This is a genomic window from Pseudomonas sp. 9AZ, from assembly GCF_902506525.1.
GTDB lineage: Bacteria > Pseudomonadota > Gammaproteobacteria > Pseudomonadales > Pseudomonadaceae > Aquipseudomonas > Aquipseudomonas peli.
Genome location: NZ_LR733840.1, coordinates 159,683 through 173,240 on the forward strand (window position 1 = coordinate 159,683; position 13,558 = coordinate 173,240).

The following is a 13,558-nucleotide window of genomic DNA, read 5'->3' on the forward strand; positions in this document are numbered from 1 at the left end:
ATATCCAAGAGTGGTCGTTGAAAACCCGGCGAAGCAGCCAAAACAGGGTTTCCAATGGCCTTATAGAACATTTTCGTGAGGAGTCTCAATACACCATGATGCGCATTATGCTGTTCCTGGCCACCAACATTGCGGTGTTGATCATCGCCAGCATCACCCTGAAATTGCTTGGGGTTGACCGCTTTACCGGCCAGAACTATGGCAGCCTGCTGGTTTTCTGCGCCGTGTTCGGCTTTGCCGGCTCGCTGGTCTCGCTGTTCCTGTCCAAGTGGATGGCGAAGATGAGCACCAAGACCGAAATTATCACCCAGCCACGCACCCGCCATGAACAGTGGCTGATGCAGACCGTGGAAGAACTGTCCCGCGAAGCCGGGATCAAGATGCCTGAAGTGGGTATCTTCCCGGCCTACGAGTCCAACGCCTTCGCCACCGGCTGGAACAAGAACGATGCCCTGGTAGCCGTCAGCCAGGGGCTGCTGGAGCGCTTCTCGCCTGACGAAGTACGCGCGGTGCTGGCCCACGAAATCGGCCACGTAGCCAACGGCGACATGGTTACCCTGGCGCTGATTCAGGGCGTGGTGAACACCTTCGTGATGTTCTTCGCACGGATCTTCGGCAACTTTGTCGACAAGGTCATTCTGAAGAACGAAGACGGCCCAGGCATCGGTTACTTCGTTGCCACCATCTTCGCCGAGCTTGTTCTGGGCATCCTGGCCAGCATCATCGTTATGTGGTTCTCGCGTAAGCGCGAGTTCAAGGCCGACGAAGCTGGTGCACGCCTGGCCGGCACAGGTGCCATGATCGCCGCTCTGCAGCGCCTGCGCGCTGAGCAGGAAGTGCCGGTCACCATGCCTAACAGCCTGACCGCGTTCGGCATCAACGGTGGCCTCAAAGGCGGCCTGGCTGGTCTGCTGATGACCCACCCGCCACTGGAAGTCCGCATTGAAGCCCTGCGTCAGCGCGGCTAAGTAGCAAAAGCAAAAAGGGCGACTCTTGAGTCGCCCTTTTTTGTGGCTGTTATTCAGTCTTTACGCAGCTGATAGACCCGCTCATCCAGGCGCTCGAGACCGCGCTTTAAAAACTTCCAGTTATCGCCCAGCACATCGCCGCACACCAGCTCCTGCAACTGCCATTCAGGCGTATACAAGCGCTGCACCTCCTCATCTGCCACAGCGAAGGGCGGGCCGTCCATCCGCGCCTGGTCATAGTCCAAGCTCACCAGTAACCCCTGGCAGCCGCTGGGTAAGACTTGCGTCAGATGCGCCACATAACGCGCGCGCATTTCTGGCGGCAAAGCAATCAGCGCGGCGCGGTCATACAGTGCGGAGCAGCCAGCAAGCTGCTGCGCCGTCAGGGCGAAGAAATCACCGCAGTAGATTTCCACAGCGCCAGCCCGATACAGCCTGAGCGCGCCGACCTCACTAACCTCCGGCAGCAGCTTATGCTCGTCGAAGAAATCTTCCACTGCACGCTGCGCCAGCTCAACACCGACGACGTGACAACCCTGCCCCGCCAACCAGGCCAGATCCAGGCTCTTGCCACACAACGGCACCAACACACGTGCGCCCTCCGGCAAACCCAGCGCCGGCCAGTACTGCTGCAGATAGGGATTGACCTCAGGTAGATGAAAGCCGATTTCACTGCGCGCCCAACGTGCCTGCCAAAATTCTGCGTGCATACCCACTCCTGAAAAGACTCGACGAAAGATCGTGACGCACCCGGCCCATAAGACCAAGAAGCTCCACCCACGCAAACCATCTATTTAAGCGATTTAAATACCCAGTCTTTTACGCTTTTATGTACAGGTTGACTGATGGAAGATGCAGGAAACCGATCAGGAGCCTGTCATGTCACTGCCCAGTTTATTTATCTCCCACGGCTCACCCATACTGGCCCTGCAACCCGGCGCCAGCGGCCCCGCTCTTGCCCGCCTGGCCAGCCAACTACCCAAACCGCGCGCGATTGCGCTGGTTTCGGCGCACTGGGAAAGTCGTGAGTTGCGGGTTGGCAGCGCCGTACACCCACAAACTTGGCATGACTTTTACGGGTTTCCCGCTGAACTGTATCAGGTGCAATACCCAGCACCAGGCGAGCCCGAGTTGGCCGCCGAGATCGTCAATCTGCTGAAGCAAGGCGGCCTTCCGGCCCAGCTGGATCCTGAACGGCCGCTGGATCACGGTGCCTGGGTGCCCCTGGCGCTGATGTACCCACAGGCGGATATACCCGTGGTGCAAATCTCCCTGCCCAGCCACCAGGGTCCTGCCCTGCAACGCCGCGTCGGCCAGGCACTGACCAGCTTACGCGCGCAAGGCGTGCTGCTGATCGGCTCGGGCAGCATCACCCACAACCTCGGCGAACTGGACTGGCATGCGGGTCCAGATGTCATCAAGCCCTGGGCGCAGGCTTTCCGTGACTGGATCGTGGATAAACTGACGAGACAGGACAACGCCACGCTCGATGATTATCGCCGGCAAGCCCCCTATGCTGCGCGCAACCACCCCAGCGATGAACACCTGCTGCCGCTATTTTTTGCCGCAAGCGCCGGCGGGCAGTTCAAGGTCGAGCACAGCGGCTTCACCCTGGGCGCGCTGGGGATGGATATCTACAGCTTCACCTAAGCCCTATGCCCACTGTGTAACAGCCATAAAAAAGCCCCGCACTGAGCGGGGCTTTTTTATTCAGCGAAGTATCAATCTTCGCGATAACGACGCAGTTTCAGCGGCTTGCCACCGACGCGAGTGTCTTTCAACTTACCCAGCAGACGATCAAGGCCTTCTTCCGGCAGCTCGACCAGGCTGAAGCTCTCACGCACCTGAATGCGGCCGATGTCTTCACGGGTCAAACCACCTTCGTTGAGGATCGCACCCAGCAGGTTCTTCGCGGCAATCCCGTCACGCGCACCCAAGGCGGTGCGGCAACGCGCGCGGCCTTCGGCCAACGGCACAGGTGCACGGCGCTCGCGGCTGCCTTCACGATCAGGACGCTCACTGCGCTCGCTGCGTTCACGCGGAGCGCTGCTACCACTACCCGGAACCAACGGCTGATCACGTTGAACTTCAGCCAGGGTCAGGGCTTGGCCATTGGTGGCCTTGCGCAGGAGTGCTGCGGCCAAAGCACGTGGGCTGCAACCGATATCAGCCGTCAAGCGATCCAGCAGATCACCGTGACTGGCTTCGGCATCGGCCACCAGTGGCGCCAAGCTGTTGGTCAACTTCTTGATGCGTGCGTCCAGTACTTGCTGAGCGTCCGGCAGCTTCACCTCACCCACTTTCTGCCCAGTTACACGCTCAATCACTTGCAGCATGCGGCGCTCACGTGGCGTCACCAGCAACAGGGCGCGACCGGTACGACCCGCACGGCCAGTACGGCCGATACGGTGCACGTACGACTCTGGGTCATACGGCATGTCCACGTTCATAACGTGGGTGATACGCGGCACATCGAGACCGCGAGCAGCAACGTCGGTAGCGATGACGATGTCCAGACGGCCATCCTTCAACGACTCGATCACGCGCTCACGTTGATTCTGGGCGATGTCACCGTTCAGTGCAGCAGCCTTGTAACCCTTGGCTTCCAGCGCAGCGGCCAGGTCTAGGGTGGCTTGTTTGGTACGCACGAAACCGATCAGCGCGTCGAACTCTTCGACTTCCAGCAGACGCAGTACTGCCGCGTGCTTCTGGTCGGCGTGGACCATCAGGTGCGCCTGCTCAATCGCAGTCACGGTCTGGGTCTTCGAAGCGATTTTGATGTGTTGCGGATCGCGCAGGTGTTTTTCTGCGATGGCGCGGATCGAATGCGGCAGAGTAGCGGAGAACAGCACGCTCTGGCGGCTTGCTGGCATGGCTTCGAAGATTACTTCGAGGTCATCCATAAAGCCCAGCTTGAGCATTTCGTCAGCTTCGTCGAGGACCAAGTACTGAATGGTCGACAAGACTTTCTCATCACGACGCAGGTGGTCAACCAGACGACCCGGCGTGGCCACGATGACCTGTGCACCCTGACGGATAGCCTTCAGCTGCGGACCCATCGGCGCGCCGCCATAAACGGCAACCACATTCAGACCTGGCATCTGCTTGGAATAGGTTTCAAACGCGGTGGCCACTTGCAGGGCCAGCTCGCGGGTTGGCGCGAGGATCAGCGCCTGCGGCTCTTTCTTGGCCGGGTCGATTTTCGACAGGATCGGCAGCGCAAAAGCAGCAGTTTTACCGGTACCGGTCTGGGCCTGACCGATCATGTCCTGACCGGACAGAATCACGGGAATGGCCTGCGCCTGAATCGGCGACGGCTCTTCGTAACCAACAGCGGTCAGTGCAGCGAGAATATTGGAGTTGAGTCCGAGTGCGGCGAAGCCGCCGGTTTCCTGGGTCATGGGTCTGCCTCTAGTGCATCCGCAAAGACCCATGTTCCAAAGCTGCGCATGCCGTGTAAGACCCGAGAGTCACCCTGGCAGCCATGTCGGCGGGGATTTGCGAAAACGTGTGATAAATGAATCGTCAAGGATAGTCCGCAAAACGGACTAACTGCCAAAGTAAACCTTCGGGCGAGTTGTACTACCTGAACGTGGCCAAGAATTGACCGGCGCGCACTATACCGGAAAACCTGGCCGATGTGCCTGTTTTTCCATCAACCACGCATAAAAAATGCATAAGCAGCACCTATAACGTGCCATACAGCCATCCTCTGATAGCCTGCAACTGCCATGCTGTAACGGCCTCAACCCCAGCCCACCTACCTGCGCACAAGGACTCCCAGCCATGACCCAAAGCACCAGCGGCCGCGTCAGCCGTGAAAAACGTGGCCAGATCATGTTGATCGGCCTGGACCGAGCGAGCAAACGCAATGCTTTCGATATGCCCATGCTGGATGATCTGTGCCGGGCTTACGGCGAGTTCGAGCGCGACAGCGACGCACGTGTGGCGCTGGTATTTGCCCACGGTGAGCACTTCACCGCTGGTTTGGACCTGGCAAACGTAGCGGCGCAATTTGCCGCCGGCTGGAAGATACCTGACGACGGCTGTGACCCTTGGGGGGTGTTCGGCGGGCCGCGAGTGAGCAAACCGGTGATCGTCGCTGCTCAGGGCTACTGCTACACGATCGGTATCGAACTGATGCTGGCCTCGGATATCAACCTGTGCGCCAGCAATACCCGCTTCGCGCAGATGGAAGTGCAGCGTGGGATTTTCCCATTCGGCGGCGCCACCTTGCGCATGCACCAGAGCGCTGGCTGGGGCAATGCCATGCGCTGGCTGCTGACCGGAGATGAATTCGATGCTCACGAAGCCTATCGCCTGGGGTTGATCCAGCAGGTGGTGGCCAGTGAAGAGCTGCTGCCCAAGGCACTGTGGCTGGCTGAACGCATTGCCGCACAAGCCCCGCTGGGTGTGCAGGCTACCCTGGCATCGGCGCGCCAGGCCGTGGTCGAAGGCCCGGCTGCCGCAGCCGCCAGCCTGCACCCGACCGTGACTCGCCTGATGGCCAGTGAAGATGCGCAGGAAGGCGTGCGAGCGATGCAGGAACGCCGTCCGGGCGACTTTAAAGGGCGTTGAACGTGATCAGGTCGCAGGACGTACCGCTTTGATCAACGACTCCAGCGAATAACCGAACTGCGGCGCCAGCAGCTCATTGCGGCGGCGCAGTTCGGCAAAGTCGATTTCCTGCTCCAGATCCGCCGGCACCAGCAACACGACATTGCCCTCCTTCACCGGGCACTCCCAGTAATGCCGGTGGTAGAGGCCGCGCAGCAGCGGCGCACCCAGTGGTTTGCCGTCGTTGCCGGCCCACTGGTTGATAATCAGCCAGCCGCCGGGGTTGAGCTGCTTCTGGCAATTTTCCAGAAAACGCCAGGCAAGATGCCCAGTTGCAGGGCCATGATCGGTGTACAGGTCGACAAACAGCAGGTCGGTCTTTTCCGCGCTTTCCAGCAGCTCCAGCGCATCGCCGATACGAATGGTCAGGCGCGGATCATCGGTCAGCCCCATGTGCTCCATGGCCAGGCGCGGCACATCGGCGCGCAGCTCGATCACCTCAACATCGTCCAGCGGCAGAAACTTCAGGCAAGCCTGGGTCAGGTTGCCGGCGCCAAGGCCTAGAAACAGAGCACTTTCAGGGTGTTCATGGCACAACGCGCCAAGCAGCATGGCGCGGGTGTAGTCGTACTCCAGCCAGCTGGGGTCTGGCATATACACGCAGCTCTGCTCGATCGCTTCGCCGAACTCGAGAAAGCGGTAAGCACCCATTTCGACTACCTGGATCACCCCGAAGGCATCGTGCACTTCGGCGATCAACAGCGGGTCCGGCATCTGACCGACCGGGGGTAAACCTGGCATCCACCACTCTCCACCGTGACATCCCCGACCATTTCGGCCGGGGGAAAGGCGCTAATTGTCATTGAGGCACCCTCCCCTGGTCACGCGATAATTTGCCGCAGTCGGGAGCGCCGAGTTCGTCGTTATGCGGCTACAACAATAAAAACAAATATCGAGGTTTGCCATGTACGCCATTATCGGTGCCGGCCCCATGGGGCTGTGTACAGCACGTCAACTGCACAAGCACGGCATCGACTTTGTCGGTTTCGAACTGCACGCGGATGTTGGCGGCCTGTGGGACATCGATAATCCGCACAGCACCATGTACGACTCGGCGCACCTGATTTCCTCCAAGGGCACCACCCAGTTCAGCGAATTTCCGATGCACGCCGAGGTAGCCCCCTACCCGCATCACAGTGAAATGCGCCGTTACTTCCGCGACTACGCCAAGCACTTCGGCCTGTATGCGCACTACCAATTCAACACTCGCGTGGTGGAAATTCAGCGCCTGGATAAGGGCTGGAAGCTGATCAGCGAGTACGACGGCGTGCAGCGTGAATGGCTGTTCGACGGCGTGCTGATGGCCAACGGTACCCTGCATACGCCCAATCAGCCGGCGCTACCCGGCACGTTTACCGGCGAGCTGATGCATTCCAGCGACTACCGCTCGGCAGCGGTGTTCGACAGCAAGCGCGTGCTGGTGATCGGCTGCGGCAACTCGGCCTGCGATATCGCCGTGGACGCTGTGCACCGCGCCGTCTCGGTGGACCTGTCGGTGCGTCGCGGTTATTACTTCCTGCCCAAATTCACCCTGGGCCGGCCGACCGACACGCTTGGCGGCGCGATCAAGCTGCCGCGCCCGTTCAAGCAATTCCTCGATGGCCTGCTGATACGCGCGCTGGTCGGCAAACCTTCGCAATACGGCCTGCCCGACCCGGACTACAAGCTCTACGAGTCACACCCGGTGATGAACTCCCTGGTGCTGCATTACCTCGGCCATGGCGATATCAAGGCGCGCCGCGATGTGGCCAAAATCGACGGTATGCAGGTGACCTTCAGCGATGGCGAACAGGCCGAGTACGACCTGATTCTGCAAGGCACCGGCTACAAGCTCGACTACCCCTTTATCGACCGTGCGCACCTTAACTGGCCGAGCAACGCCGGCGCGCCGCAGCTGTACCTGAATGTGTTCCATCCCGAGTACGACGATCTGTTTATGCTGGGCATGGTCGAAGCCTCAGGCCTTGGCTGGCAGGGCCGTGACGAGCAGGCTGAGCTGGTGGCGCTTTATATCAAAGGACTGCAAGCCGGCAGCCAGGCGGCCAAAGACTTCCAGGTGCTCAAACGCGAACGCGCCGGCATACGCCTGGACGGCGGCTACCAGTACCTGCAACTGGAGCGCATGGCCTACTACGTGCACAAGGACAGCTATCGTCAAAGCATCGCGCAGCACAGCAATAGCCTGCGCGCCGGCCTGGCTGCGCTGCCTGCTACCGCCAGCCGCACTGTTGAAGGAAGCCTGTGATGGAGCCGGTGAATATCCAGTTCGACCCCAGCAGCCTGGTGCTGATCAACATCATCCTCGCGGTGATGATGTTCGGCGTCTCGCTGGATCTGCGCCTGGATGACTTCAAACGCATCGTCCGCGAGCCCAAGGCACCGCTGATTGGCCTGTTCGCGCAATTTGTCCTGCTGCCGGCGCTGACCTGTCTGGCCTGCTGGGCGCTGCGCATCGAGCCGATGCTGGCCCTGGGCATGATGCTGGTGGCGGCCTGCCCCGGCGGCAGCTTCTCCAACATCATGACCTGGATGGCGCGGGGCAACGTCGCGGTCTCGGTGAGCATGACGGCGGTATCCAGCCTCGCGGCCAGCGTACTGACGCCACTGAACTTCGGCTTCTACGCCTGGCTTAATCCGCTGACCCGACCACTGCTGACGCAGATAGCCATGGATCCAGTCAGCCTGCTGCTCCTGGTATTGCTGGTGCTCGGCCTGCCGCTGATCGCCGGCATGTGGATCGGCCGGCGCTTTCCCAGCCTGTCGCTCAAGGTGGAAAAGCCGCTGCGGATCTTTGCCCTGCTGGTGATGCTGGCCTTCGTCACCCTGGCCTTCAGCCGCAACTTCGACCAATTCATCGCGCACTTCCATCTGTTCTTCTGGCTGGTGGTGGCGCACAACGCCCTGGCTTTAGCGGTGGGTTACGGCTGCGCGCGGCTGTCCGGGCTGCCGGCAGCGGATCGCCGGGCGATCACCCTGGAAGTGGGTATCCAGAACTCGGCCCTGGGCCTGGTGATCATCTTCACCTTCTTCCCGCAGGCCAGCGGCATGTTGCTGATCGCCGCGTTCTGGGGCTGCTGGCATTTGGTCAGCGGCCTGACCCTGGCCTTTATCTGGTCGCGCAGCGCGCCCATCGCCGCCTCACCCGCACCTACGGCCCTGGCCAGCGCTGGAGAAAAATAATGCACATCGTATTGATCACCGGGGCCGCCAGCGGCCTCGGCTGGGAACTTGCGCGCGCCTATCACGGCCAAGGCTGCAATCTGCTGCTCACCGATATCAATGCAGACGGCCTGACCGCGCGGGTAAATGAGCTGGGCGCCGAGCGGGTAATCGGCCTGGCCGGCGATATCACCGACCCGCACCTGCATCAGCAATTGCTGCAAACCTGCCGCGAGCGCTTCGGCCGCCTGGATGTGCTGATCAACAATGCCGGCATCACCCACCGCTCGCCTACCCTGCAGACCGACCCAGCCGTGTTTCGCAAGGTCATGGCCGTCGACTACCAGGCACCCGTGGAACTGACCCTGAGCGCCCTGCCGCTGCTGCGCCAGAGCCGTGGGCAGATCATCGCCATTGGCTCCATGGCCGGCTGGATGCCGGTACTCGGTCGTGCCGGCTATTGCGCGGCGAAAAGCGCCCTTGGCCAGTTCTTCGAGGTGTTGCGCGCTGAGGCCGCCCGTGACGGCATCAAGATGCTGCTGGTGTACCCCAGCTTTCTCGACACCCCCATCGAACAGAACGCCCTTGGCGGCGACGGTCTGCAGGCGCAACACGGCCGCTCGACCGTAGGCCAGATACGCGGCGCCGACTGGATGGCCGCGCAGATTCTCCAGGCACAGAGGCAAGGCCGCGAGCGGCTGTTTCCCGACCGTGGCAGCTGGCTGGCCAGCCTGCTCTGGCGCATTGCCCCCGGTTATTACTACCGCAAGATGAGTGCACGCTTCGCTGAGGAGATGGGCTGATGGACGTTATCTGGCTAACGTTGGCGGGCTTTATCCTGCTGGCGTACACCCTGGAGGCGATCACTGGTTTCGGCAGCATCGTGATTGCCCTGTCACTGGGCGCCTTGCTGTTGCCCATCGAGCAGCTGCTGCCGGTGCTGGTGCCACTGAATATCTGCATGACCGGCTACCTGGTCTGGCGGCATCGGCAGATGATCGACCGCCGCCTGCTGCTGGGCATGATCCTGCCCGGCATGCTGCTCGGCACGGCTCTCGGCTATGCCCTGCTGCCCTTCCTGGACGCAGCCCTTGCAAAGCGCCTGTTTGGCGCATTGGTGCTGTGGTTTGCCGCTCGCGAACTGTGGCGCCTGCGTCATGCGGCCGTGCAGCCCGTGCGCCCCATGTGGCTTAGCCGCCTGCTCAGCCTGTGTGCGGGCATCAGTCACGGCCTGTTCGCCTCCGGCGGCCCGCTGCTGGTATTCGCCCTGACCGGCACGCAACTGGACAAGGCGCGCCTGCGTGCCACCCTGGTCACGGTGTGGTTCACCCTCAACAGCCTGTTGACCCTGGCCTTTCTGCTCGACGGCCGCCTGCTGCCCGCCCTGCCGCAAGTCGCCAGTTACGCGCCGTTGCTGCTGATCGGTGTGTGGCTGGGTGAACGCCTGCACCAACGCTTCAACGAACAACATTTCCGCATTGCCATCTACCTGTTGCTGCTGGTCACCGGCGGCCTGCTGCTTGCGCCCTGGAGTTTGCTATGAGCCACGACATCATCATCAAGAACGGCCTGTACTTCGACGGCAGCAACCAGCCAGTGCAACTGCGGCATATCGGCATCAAGGACGGACGCATTGATGTACTCAGCCTAAGCCCGCTGGATGAAAGCGGTTGCCCCGAGGTGCTGGATGCTGCCGGCAAGTGGGTCACCCCGGGCTTTCTGGAAATCCACTCGCACTACGACGCCGAAGTGATCGCCGCCCCCGCCTTGAAAGAATCCGTGCGCCACGGTGTAACCAGCGTGACCATCGGCTCCTGCTCGATCAGCATGGTGTTGGCCGATGCAGAGGACTGTTCCGACCTGTTTACCCGCGTCGAAGCGGTGCCGCGTGAATACGTGCTGCCGATCCTGCAACAGAAAAAGACCTGGCGCGACGCCGCCGGCTACCGCGCGTTCTATGACCATCAGCCGCTGGGGCCGAACGTCAGCTCATTCCTTGGCCACTCCGAACTGCGCGTGGCGGTAATGGGCCTGGAGCGCGCCACCAGCAAAGTCAAACCGACCGAAGCCGAACTTGCACGCATGGAGCAACTGCTGGAAGAGGCGCTGGACGCCGGCTGCATCGGCTTGTCGGTGATGACCACGCGCCTGGACAAGATGGATGGCGACCGCGCCTGGTCCAGCCCGCTGCCCTCGACCTTCGCCAGCTGGACGGAGTTCTCGCGCCTGTTCGCCATCCTGCGTCGTCGCGGCGCAGTGCTGCAGGGGGCGCCCAACGCAGTGACCAAGGTCAACGTGTTCGCCTTCCTCTGGCAGGCCCACGGTTGGTTTAGAAAGCCGCTGAAATGCTCGATGCTTACCGCCCTGGACCTGAAATCCCAGCCGCTGCTGCATTACTTCACCCGCCTCTCTGGCTGGCTGGCTAACCGCGTGCTGCGCGGCCATTTCCGCTGGCAGACTCTTCCAGCGCCCTTCACACTGCGCCTGGAAGGGCTGAATGTGAACGCCTTCGAGGAGTTCGGTGCGGGCGAGATCCTGCGCAACATCAAAGACCCGGACGAGCTGTACGCCAAGGTGCTAGAGCCGGAGTTCCGTGCGCTGTTCAAAAAGCAGGTCAAGGCCGTGCTGACCAAGGGTCTATGGCACCGCGACTTCTCCGACTGCTGGGTAACCGAATGCCCGGCCGCCAGCATGGTCGGCAAGAACTTCAAGCAGCTCGGCGCCGCCCGTGGCCTGGACCCGGTGGACGCCTACTTCGAGCTGGCCTGCCAGTACCGCGAGGCACTGAAGTGGACCACCTGCTACGGTAACCAGCGCGAGGCGGTGATGCACAAGCTGCTCTCCAGCCCCTGGACCCAGCCGGGCTTCGCTGACTCCGGTGCACACCTGCGCTCCATCGCTCAGTACAACTTTCCGCTGCGCTTCCTTAAATATGTGCGCGATGCCGAACTTACCGGCACCCCGTTCATGGACATGGGCCGCGCCATCCACCGCCTGACTGGCGAGCTGGCGGACTTTATCGGGGTCGACGCCGGCACTATCCGCGTTGGCGACCGTGCTGATGTGGTGATCGTCAACCCGCAAGGGCTGACCGACGAGCTGGACGACATCCATGAAGCGCCGATGGAGGTGCTCGGCCTGGAGCGCGTGGTCAAACGCAATGACGCGGCGGTGGACGCCACCCTGATCAACGGTCGCATCGCCTACCGCCGCGGTGCCGAGTTCCCCGACGCGCTGGGCAAGCAACCCGGCTTTGGCAGCTTTCTGCCTGGCCGTGACGTTGCGCCGCGCACAGCGCCAGCAGCAGGTTTCAAACCCGCCACGGCCTGAGCCGTACGTCACCATGCAGCGGCTCTATCACGCCTATCGGCTTGCCGGCGATGGCTTATCGGTTACCATGCCCGTCCGCCTAAATTGACTTAAGCCGAGAGCCGCAATGTCGCAACCCTGGAGCCCTGAAAGCTGGAGAGCCAAGCCGATCCAGCAACAACCGCAGTACCCGAACGCCGCGCAACTGGCCCAGGTCGAGCAGACCCTGGCCGGTTATCCGCCACTGGTGTTTGCCGGTGAAGCCCGTGAACTGCGTCGCCAGTTTGCCGAGGTCACCCAGGGTCGCGCGTTTCTCCTGCAAGGTGGCGATTGCGCCGAGAGCTTTGCTGAGTTCAGCGCGGCGAAAATCCGCGACACCTTCAAGGTGCTGCTGCAGATGGCCATCGTCATGACGTTTGCCGCCGGTTGCCCGGTGGTCAAAGTCGGGCGCATGGCCGGTCAGTTCGCCAAGCCGCGCTCGGCCAATGATGAAACCATCGACGGCGTGACCCTGCCCGCCTACCGCGGCGATATCGTCAACGGTATCGGTTTTGACTCGGCCAGCCGCGTGCCAGACCCGGAGCGCCTGCTGCAGGCCTATCACCAGTCCACCGCTTCGTTGAACCTGCTGCGTGCCTTTGCCCAGGGCGGTTTTGCCGACCTGCATCAGGTGCATCAGTGGAACCTCGACTTTATTGCCAACTCGGCGCTCGGTGAGAAGTACAGCCAGCTGGCTGACCGCATCGACGAAACCCTAGCCTTTATGCGCGCCTGCGGCATGGACGGCGCGGCGCAAGTGCGTGAAACCAGCTTCTTCACCGCCCACGAAGCATTGCTGCTGAATTACGAGCAAGCCTTTGTCCGCAAAGACAGCCTTACCGGCGGCTGGTACGACTGCTCGGCGCACATGCTGTGGATCGGCGATCGCACCCGTCAGCTGGACGGCGCGCACGTTGAGTTCCTGCGCGGCGTGGGCAACCCGATTGGGGTGAAAGTCGGCCCGAGCATGGGCAGCGAAGACCTGATCCGCCTGATCGACATCCTCAACCCGGACAACGATCCGGGCCGCCTCAACCTGATCGTGCGCATGGGTGCAGACAAAGTGGAAGCGGGCCTGCCGCGCCTGATCCAGACCGTGCAGCGTGAAGGTCGCCAGGTGCTGTGGAGCAGTGACCCAATGCACGGCAACACCATCAAGGCCTCAAGCGGTTACAAAACCCGCGACTTTGCGCAGATCCTTGCCGAAGTGAAGCAGTTCTTCGCCGTGCACCAGGCTGAGGGCAGCTATGCCGGTGGTATCCATATCGAGATGACCGGGCAGAATGTCACCGAGTGCATCGGCGGTGCGCGGCCGATCACCGAAGACGGCCTGTCGGACCGCTATCACACCCACTGCGACCCACGAATGAACGCCGACCAGTCGCTGGAGCTGGCCTTCCTGATCGCCGAAACCCTCAAGCAAGTACGCCGCTAAAGGCGGCTGCCAACCCCGCTGCTACGTCGTA

At 61.6% G+C, this 13,558-nt stretch carries 12 protein-coding genes; 9 read left to right on the forward strand and 3 right to left on the reverse strand.

All coding sequences use genetic code 11. The features are described from left to right. Positions 1 to 95: 95 nt before the first annotated feature. Entirely contained in the window at positions 96 to 968 is an 873-nt protein-coding gene (htpX, locus tag ALTER154_RS00855) for a protease HtpX (RefSeq protein ID WP_090247912.1), read from the forward strand. Positions 969 to 1,021: 53 nt separating this feature from the next. On the opposite strand, the gene ALTER154_RS00860 is transcribed toward htpX, so the two are convergent. Further along, the gene (locus ALTER154_RS00860) at positions 1,022 to 1,678 is read right to left on the reverse strand and encodes a thiopurine S-methyltransferase (protein ID WP_160084861.1); all 657 of its coding nucleotides are present in this window, start codon (positions 1,676 to 1,678) and stop codon (positions 1,022 to 1,024) included. Between the two features lie 169 nt (positions 1,679 to 1,847). On the opposite strand from ALTER154_RS00860, the gene ALTER154_RS00865 reads away from it, so the two are divergent. Next, complete coding sequence (locus ALTER154_RS00865; RefSeq protein WP_160084862.1) at positions 1,848 to 2,618, forward strand: class III extradiol ring-cleavage dioxygenase; 771 nt, start codon at positions 1,848 to 1,850, stop codon at positions 2,616 to 2,618. Positions 2,619 to 2,689: 71 nt separating this feature from the next. Here ALTER154_RS00865 and ALTER154_RS00870 read toward each other — a convergent pair whose 3' ends face one another. Next, complete coding sequence (locus ALTER154_RS00870; protein ID WP_169852824.1) at positions 2,690 to 4,402, reverse strand: DEAD/DEAH box helicase; 1,713 nt, start codon at positions 4,400 to 4,402, stop codon at positions 2,690 to 2,692. Between the two features lie 352 nt (positions 4,403 to 4,754). On the opposite strand from ALTER154_RS00870, the gene ALTER154_RS00875 reads away from it, so the two are divergent. Next, complete coding sequence (locus tag ALTER154_RS00875) at positions 4,755 to 5,546, forward strand: crotonase/enoyl-CoA hydratase family protein (protein ID WP_160084863.1); 792 nt, start codon at positions 4,755 to 4,757, stop codon at positions 5,544 to 5,546. A gap of 6 nt (positions 5,547 to 5,552) precedes the next feature. Here the strand turns inward: ALTER154_RS00875 and ALTER154_RS00880 are convergent, their stop codons facing one another. Further along, positions 5,553 to 6,326, reverse strand: a complete 774-nt coding sequence (locus ALTER154_RS00880) for a spermidine synthase (RefSeq protein ID WP_160084864.1) — start codon at positions 6,324 to 6,326, stop codon at positions 5,553 to 5,555. A gap of 163 nt (positions 6,327 to 6,489) precedes the next feature. On the opposite strand from ALTER154_RS00880, the gene ALTER154_RS00885 reads away from it, so the two are divergent. The 6 genes from ALTER154_RS00885 to ALTER154_RS00910 all read left to right on the forward strand — a co-directional run bounded on the left by ALTER154_RS00885 (position 6,490) and on the right by ALTER154_RS00910 (position 13,527). Further along, on the forward strand, positions 6,490 to 7,830 hold the full coding sequence (locus ALTER154_RS00885) for an NAD(P)/FAD-dependent oxidoreductase (protein ID WP_160084865.1): 1,341 nt from the start codon (positions 6,490 to 6,492) through the stop codon (positions 7,828 to 7,830). Then, the gene (locus ALTER154_RS00890) at positions 7,830 to 8,765 is read left to right on the forward strand and encodes a bile acid:sodium symporter family protein (RefSeq protein ID WP_160084866.1); all 936 of its coding nucleotides are present in this window, start codon (positions 7,830 to 7,832) and stop codon (positions 8,763 to 8,765) included. The genes ALTER154_RS00885 and ALTER154_RS00890 overlap by 1 nt, the downstream gene beginning before the upstream one ends. Further along, positions 8,765 to 9,547, forward strand: a complete 783-nt coding sequence (locus ALTER154_RS00895) for an SDR family NAD(P)-dependent oxidoreductase (RefSeq protein WP_160084867.1) — start codon at positions 8,765 to 8,767, stop codon at positions 9,545 to 9,547. Before ALTER154_RS00890 ends, ALTER154_RS00895 begins: the two co-directional genes overlap by 1 nt. Then, positions 9,547 to 10,287 carry a sulfite exporter TauE/SafE family protein gene (locus tag ALTER154_RS00900; RefSeq protein WP_160084868.1) on the forward strand — a complete coding sequence of 247 codons (741 nt, stop codon included), beginning with the start codon at positions 9,547 to 9,549 and terminating at the stop codon, positions 10,285 to 10,287. The genes ALTER154_RS00895 and ALTER154_RS00900 overlap by 1 nt, the downstream gene beginning before the upstream one ends. Beyond that, positions 10,284 to 12,074: an amidohydrolase family protein gene (locus tag ALTER154_RS00905; protein WP_160084869.1), complete on the forward strand. Its 1,791-nt coding sequence runs from the start codon at positions 10,284 to 10,286 to the stop codon at positions 12,072 to 12,074. Before ALTER154_RS00900 ends, ALTER154_RS00905 begins: the two co-directional genes overlap by 4 nt. A gap of 106 nt (positions 12,075 to 12,180) precedes the next feature. Then, complete coding sequence (locus ALTER154_RS00910) at positions 12,181 to 13,527, forward strand: class II 3-deoxy-7-phosphoheptulonate synthase (protein ID WP_160084870.1); 1,347 nt, start codon at positions 12,181 to 12,183, stop codon at positions 13,525 to 13,527. Positions 13,528 to 13,558: the final 31 nt, after the last annotated feature.

Coding starts and splice junctions, on each gene's coding strand:
- ALTER154_RS00870 (WP_169852824.1), bottom strand. CDS start 4,402: ATGGGTCTTTGCGGATGCACTAGAGGCAGACCCATGACCCAGGAAACC.
- htpX (WP_090247912.1), top strand. CDS start 96: ATGATGCGCATTATGCTGTTCCTGGCCACCAACATTGCGGTGTTGATC.
- ALTER154_RS00910 (WP_160084870.1), top strand. CDS start 12,181: ATGTCGCAACCCTGGAGCCCTGAAAGCTGGAGAGCCAAGCCGATCCAG.
- ALTER154_RS00895 (WP_160084867.1), top strand. CDS start 8,765: ATGCACATCGTATTGATCACCGGGGCCGCCAGCGGCCTCGGCTGGGAA.
- ALTER154_RS00865 (WP_160084862.1), top strand. CDS start 1,848: ATGTCACTGCCCAGTTTATTTATCTCCCACGGCTCACCCATACTGGCC.
- ALTER154_RS00860 (WP_160084861.1), bottom strand. CDS start 1,678: ATGCACGCAGAATTTTGGCAGGCACGTTGGGCGCGCAGTGAAATCGGC.
- ALTER154_RS00900 (WP_160084868.1), top strand. CDS start 9,547: ATGGACGTTATCTGGCTAACGTTGGCGGGCTTTATCCTGCTGGCGTAC.
- ALTER154_RS00875 (WP_160084863.1), top strand. CDS start 4,755: ATGACCCAAAGCACCAGCGGCCGCGTCAGCCGTGAAAAACGTGGCCAG.
- ALTER154_RS00890 (WP_160084866.1), top strand. CDS start 7,830: ATGGAGCCGGTGAATATCCAGTTCGACCCCAGCAGCCTGGTGCTGATC.
- ALTER154_RS00880 (WP_160084864.1), bottom strand. CDS start 6,326: ATGCCAGGTTTACCCCCGGTCGGTCAGATGCCGGACCCGCTGTTGATC.
- ALTER154_RS00905 (WP_160084869.1), top strand. CDS start 10,284: ATGAGCCACGACATCATCATCAAGAACGGCCTGTACTTCGACGGCAGC.
- ALTER154_RS00885 (WP_160084865.1), top strand. CDS start 6,490: ATGTACGCCATTATCGGTGCCGGCCCCATGGGGCTGTGTACAGCACGT.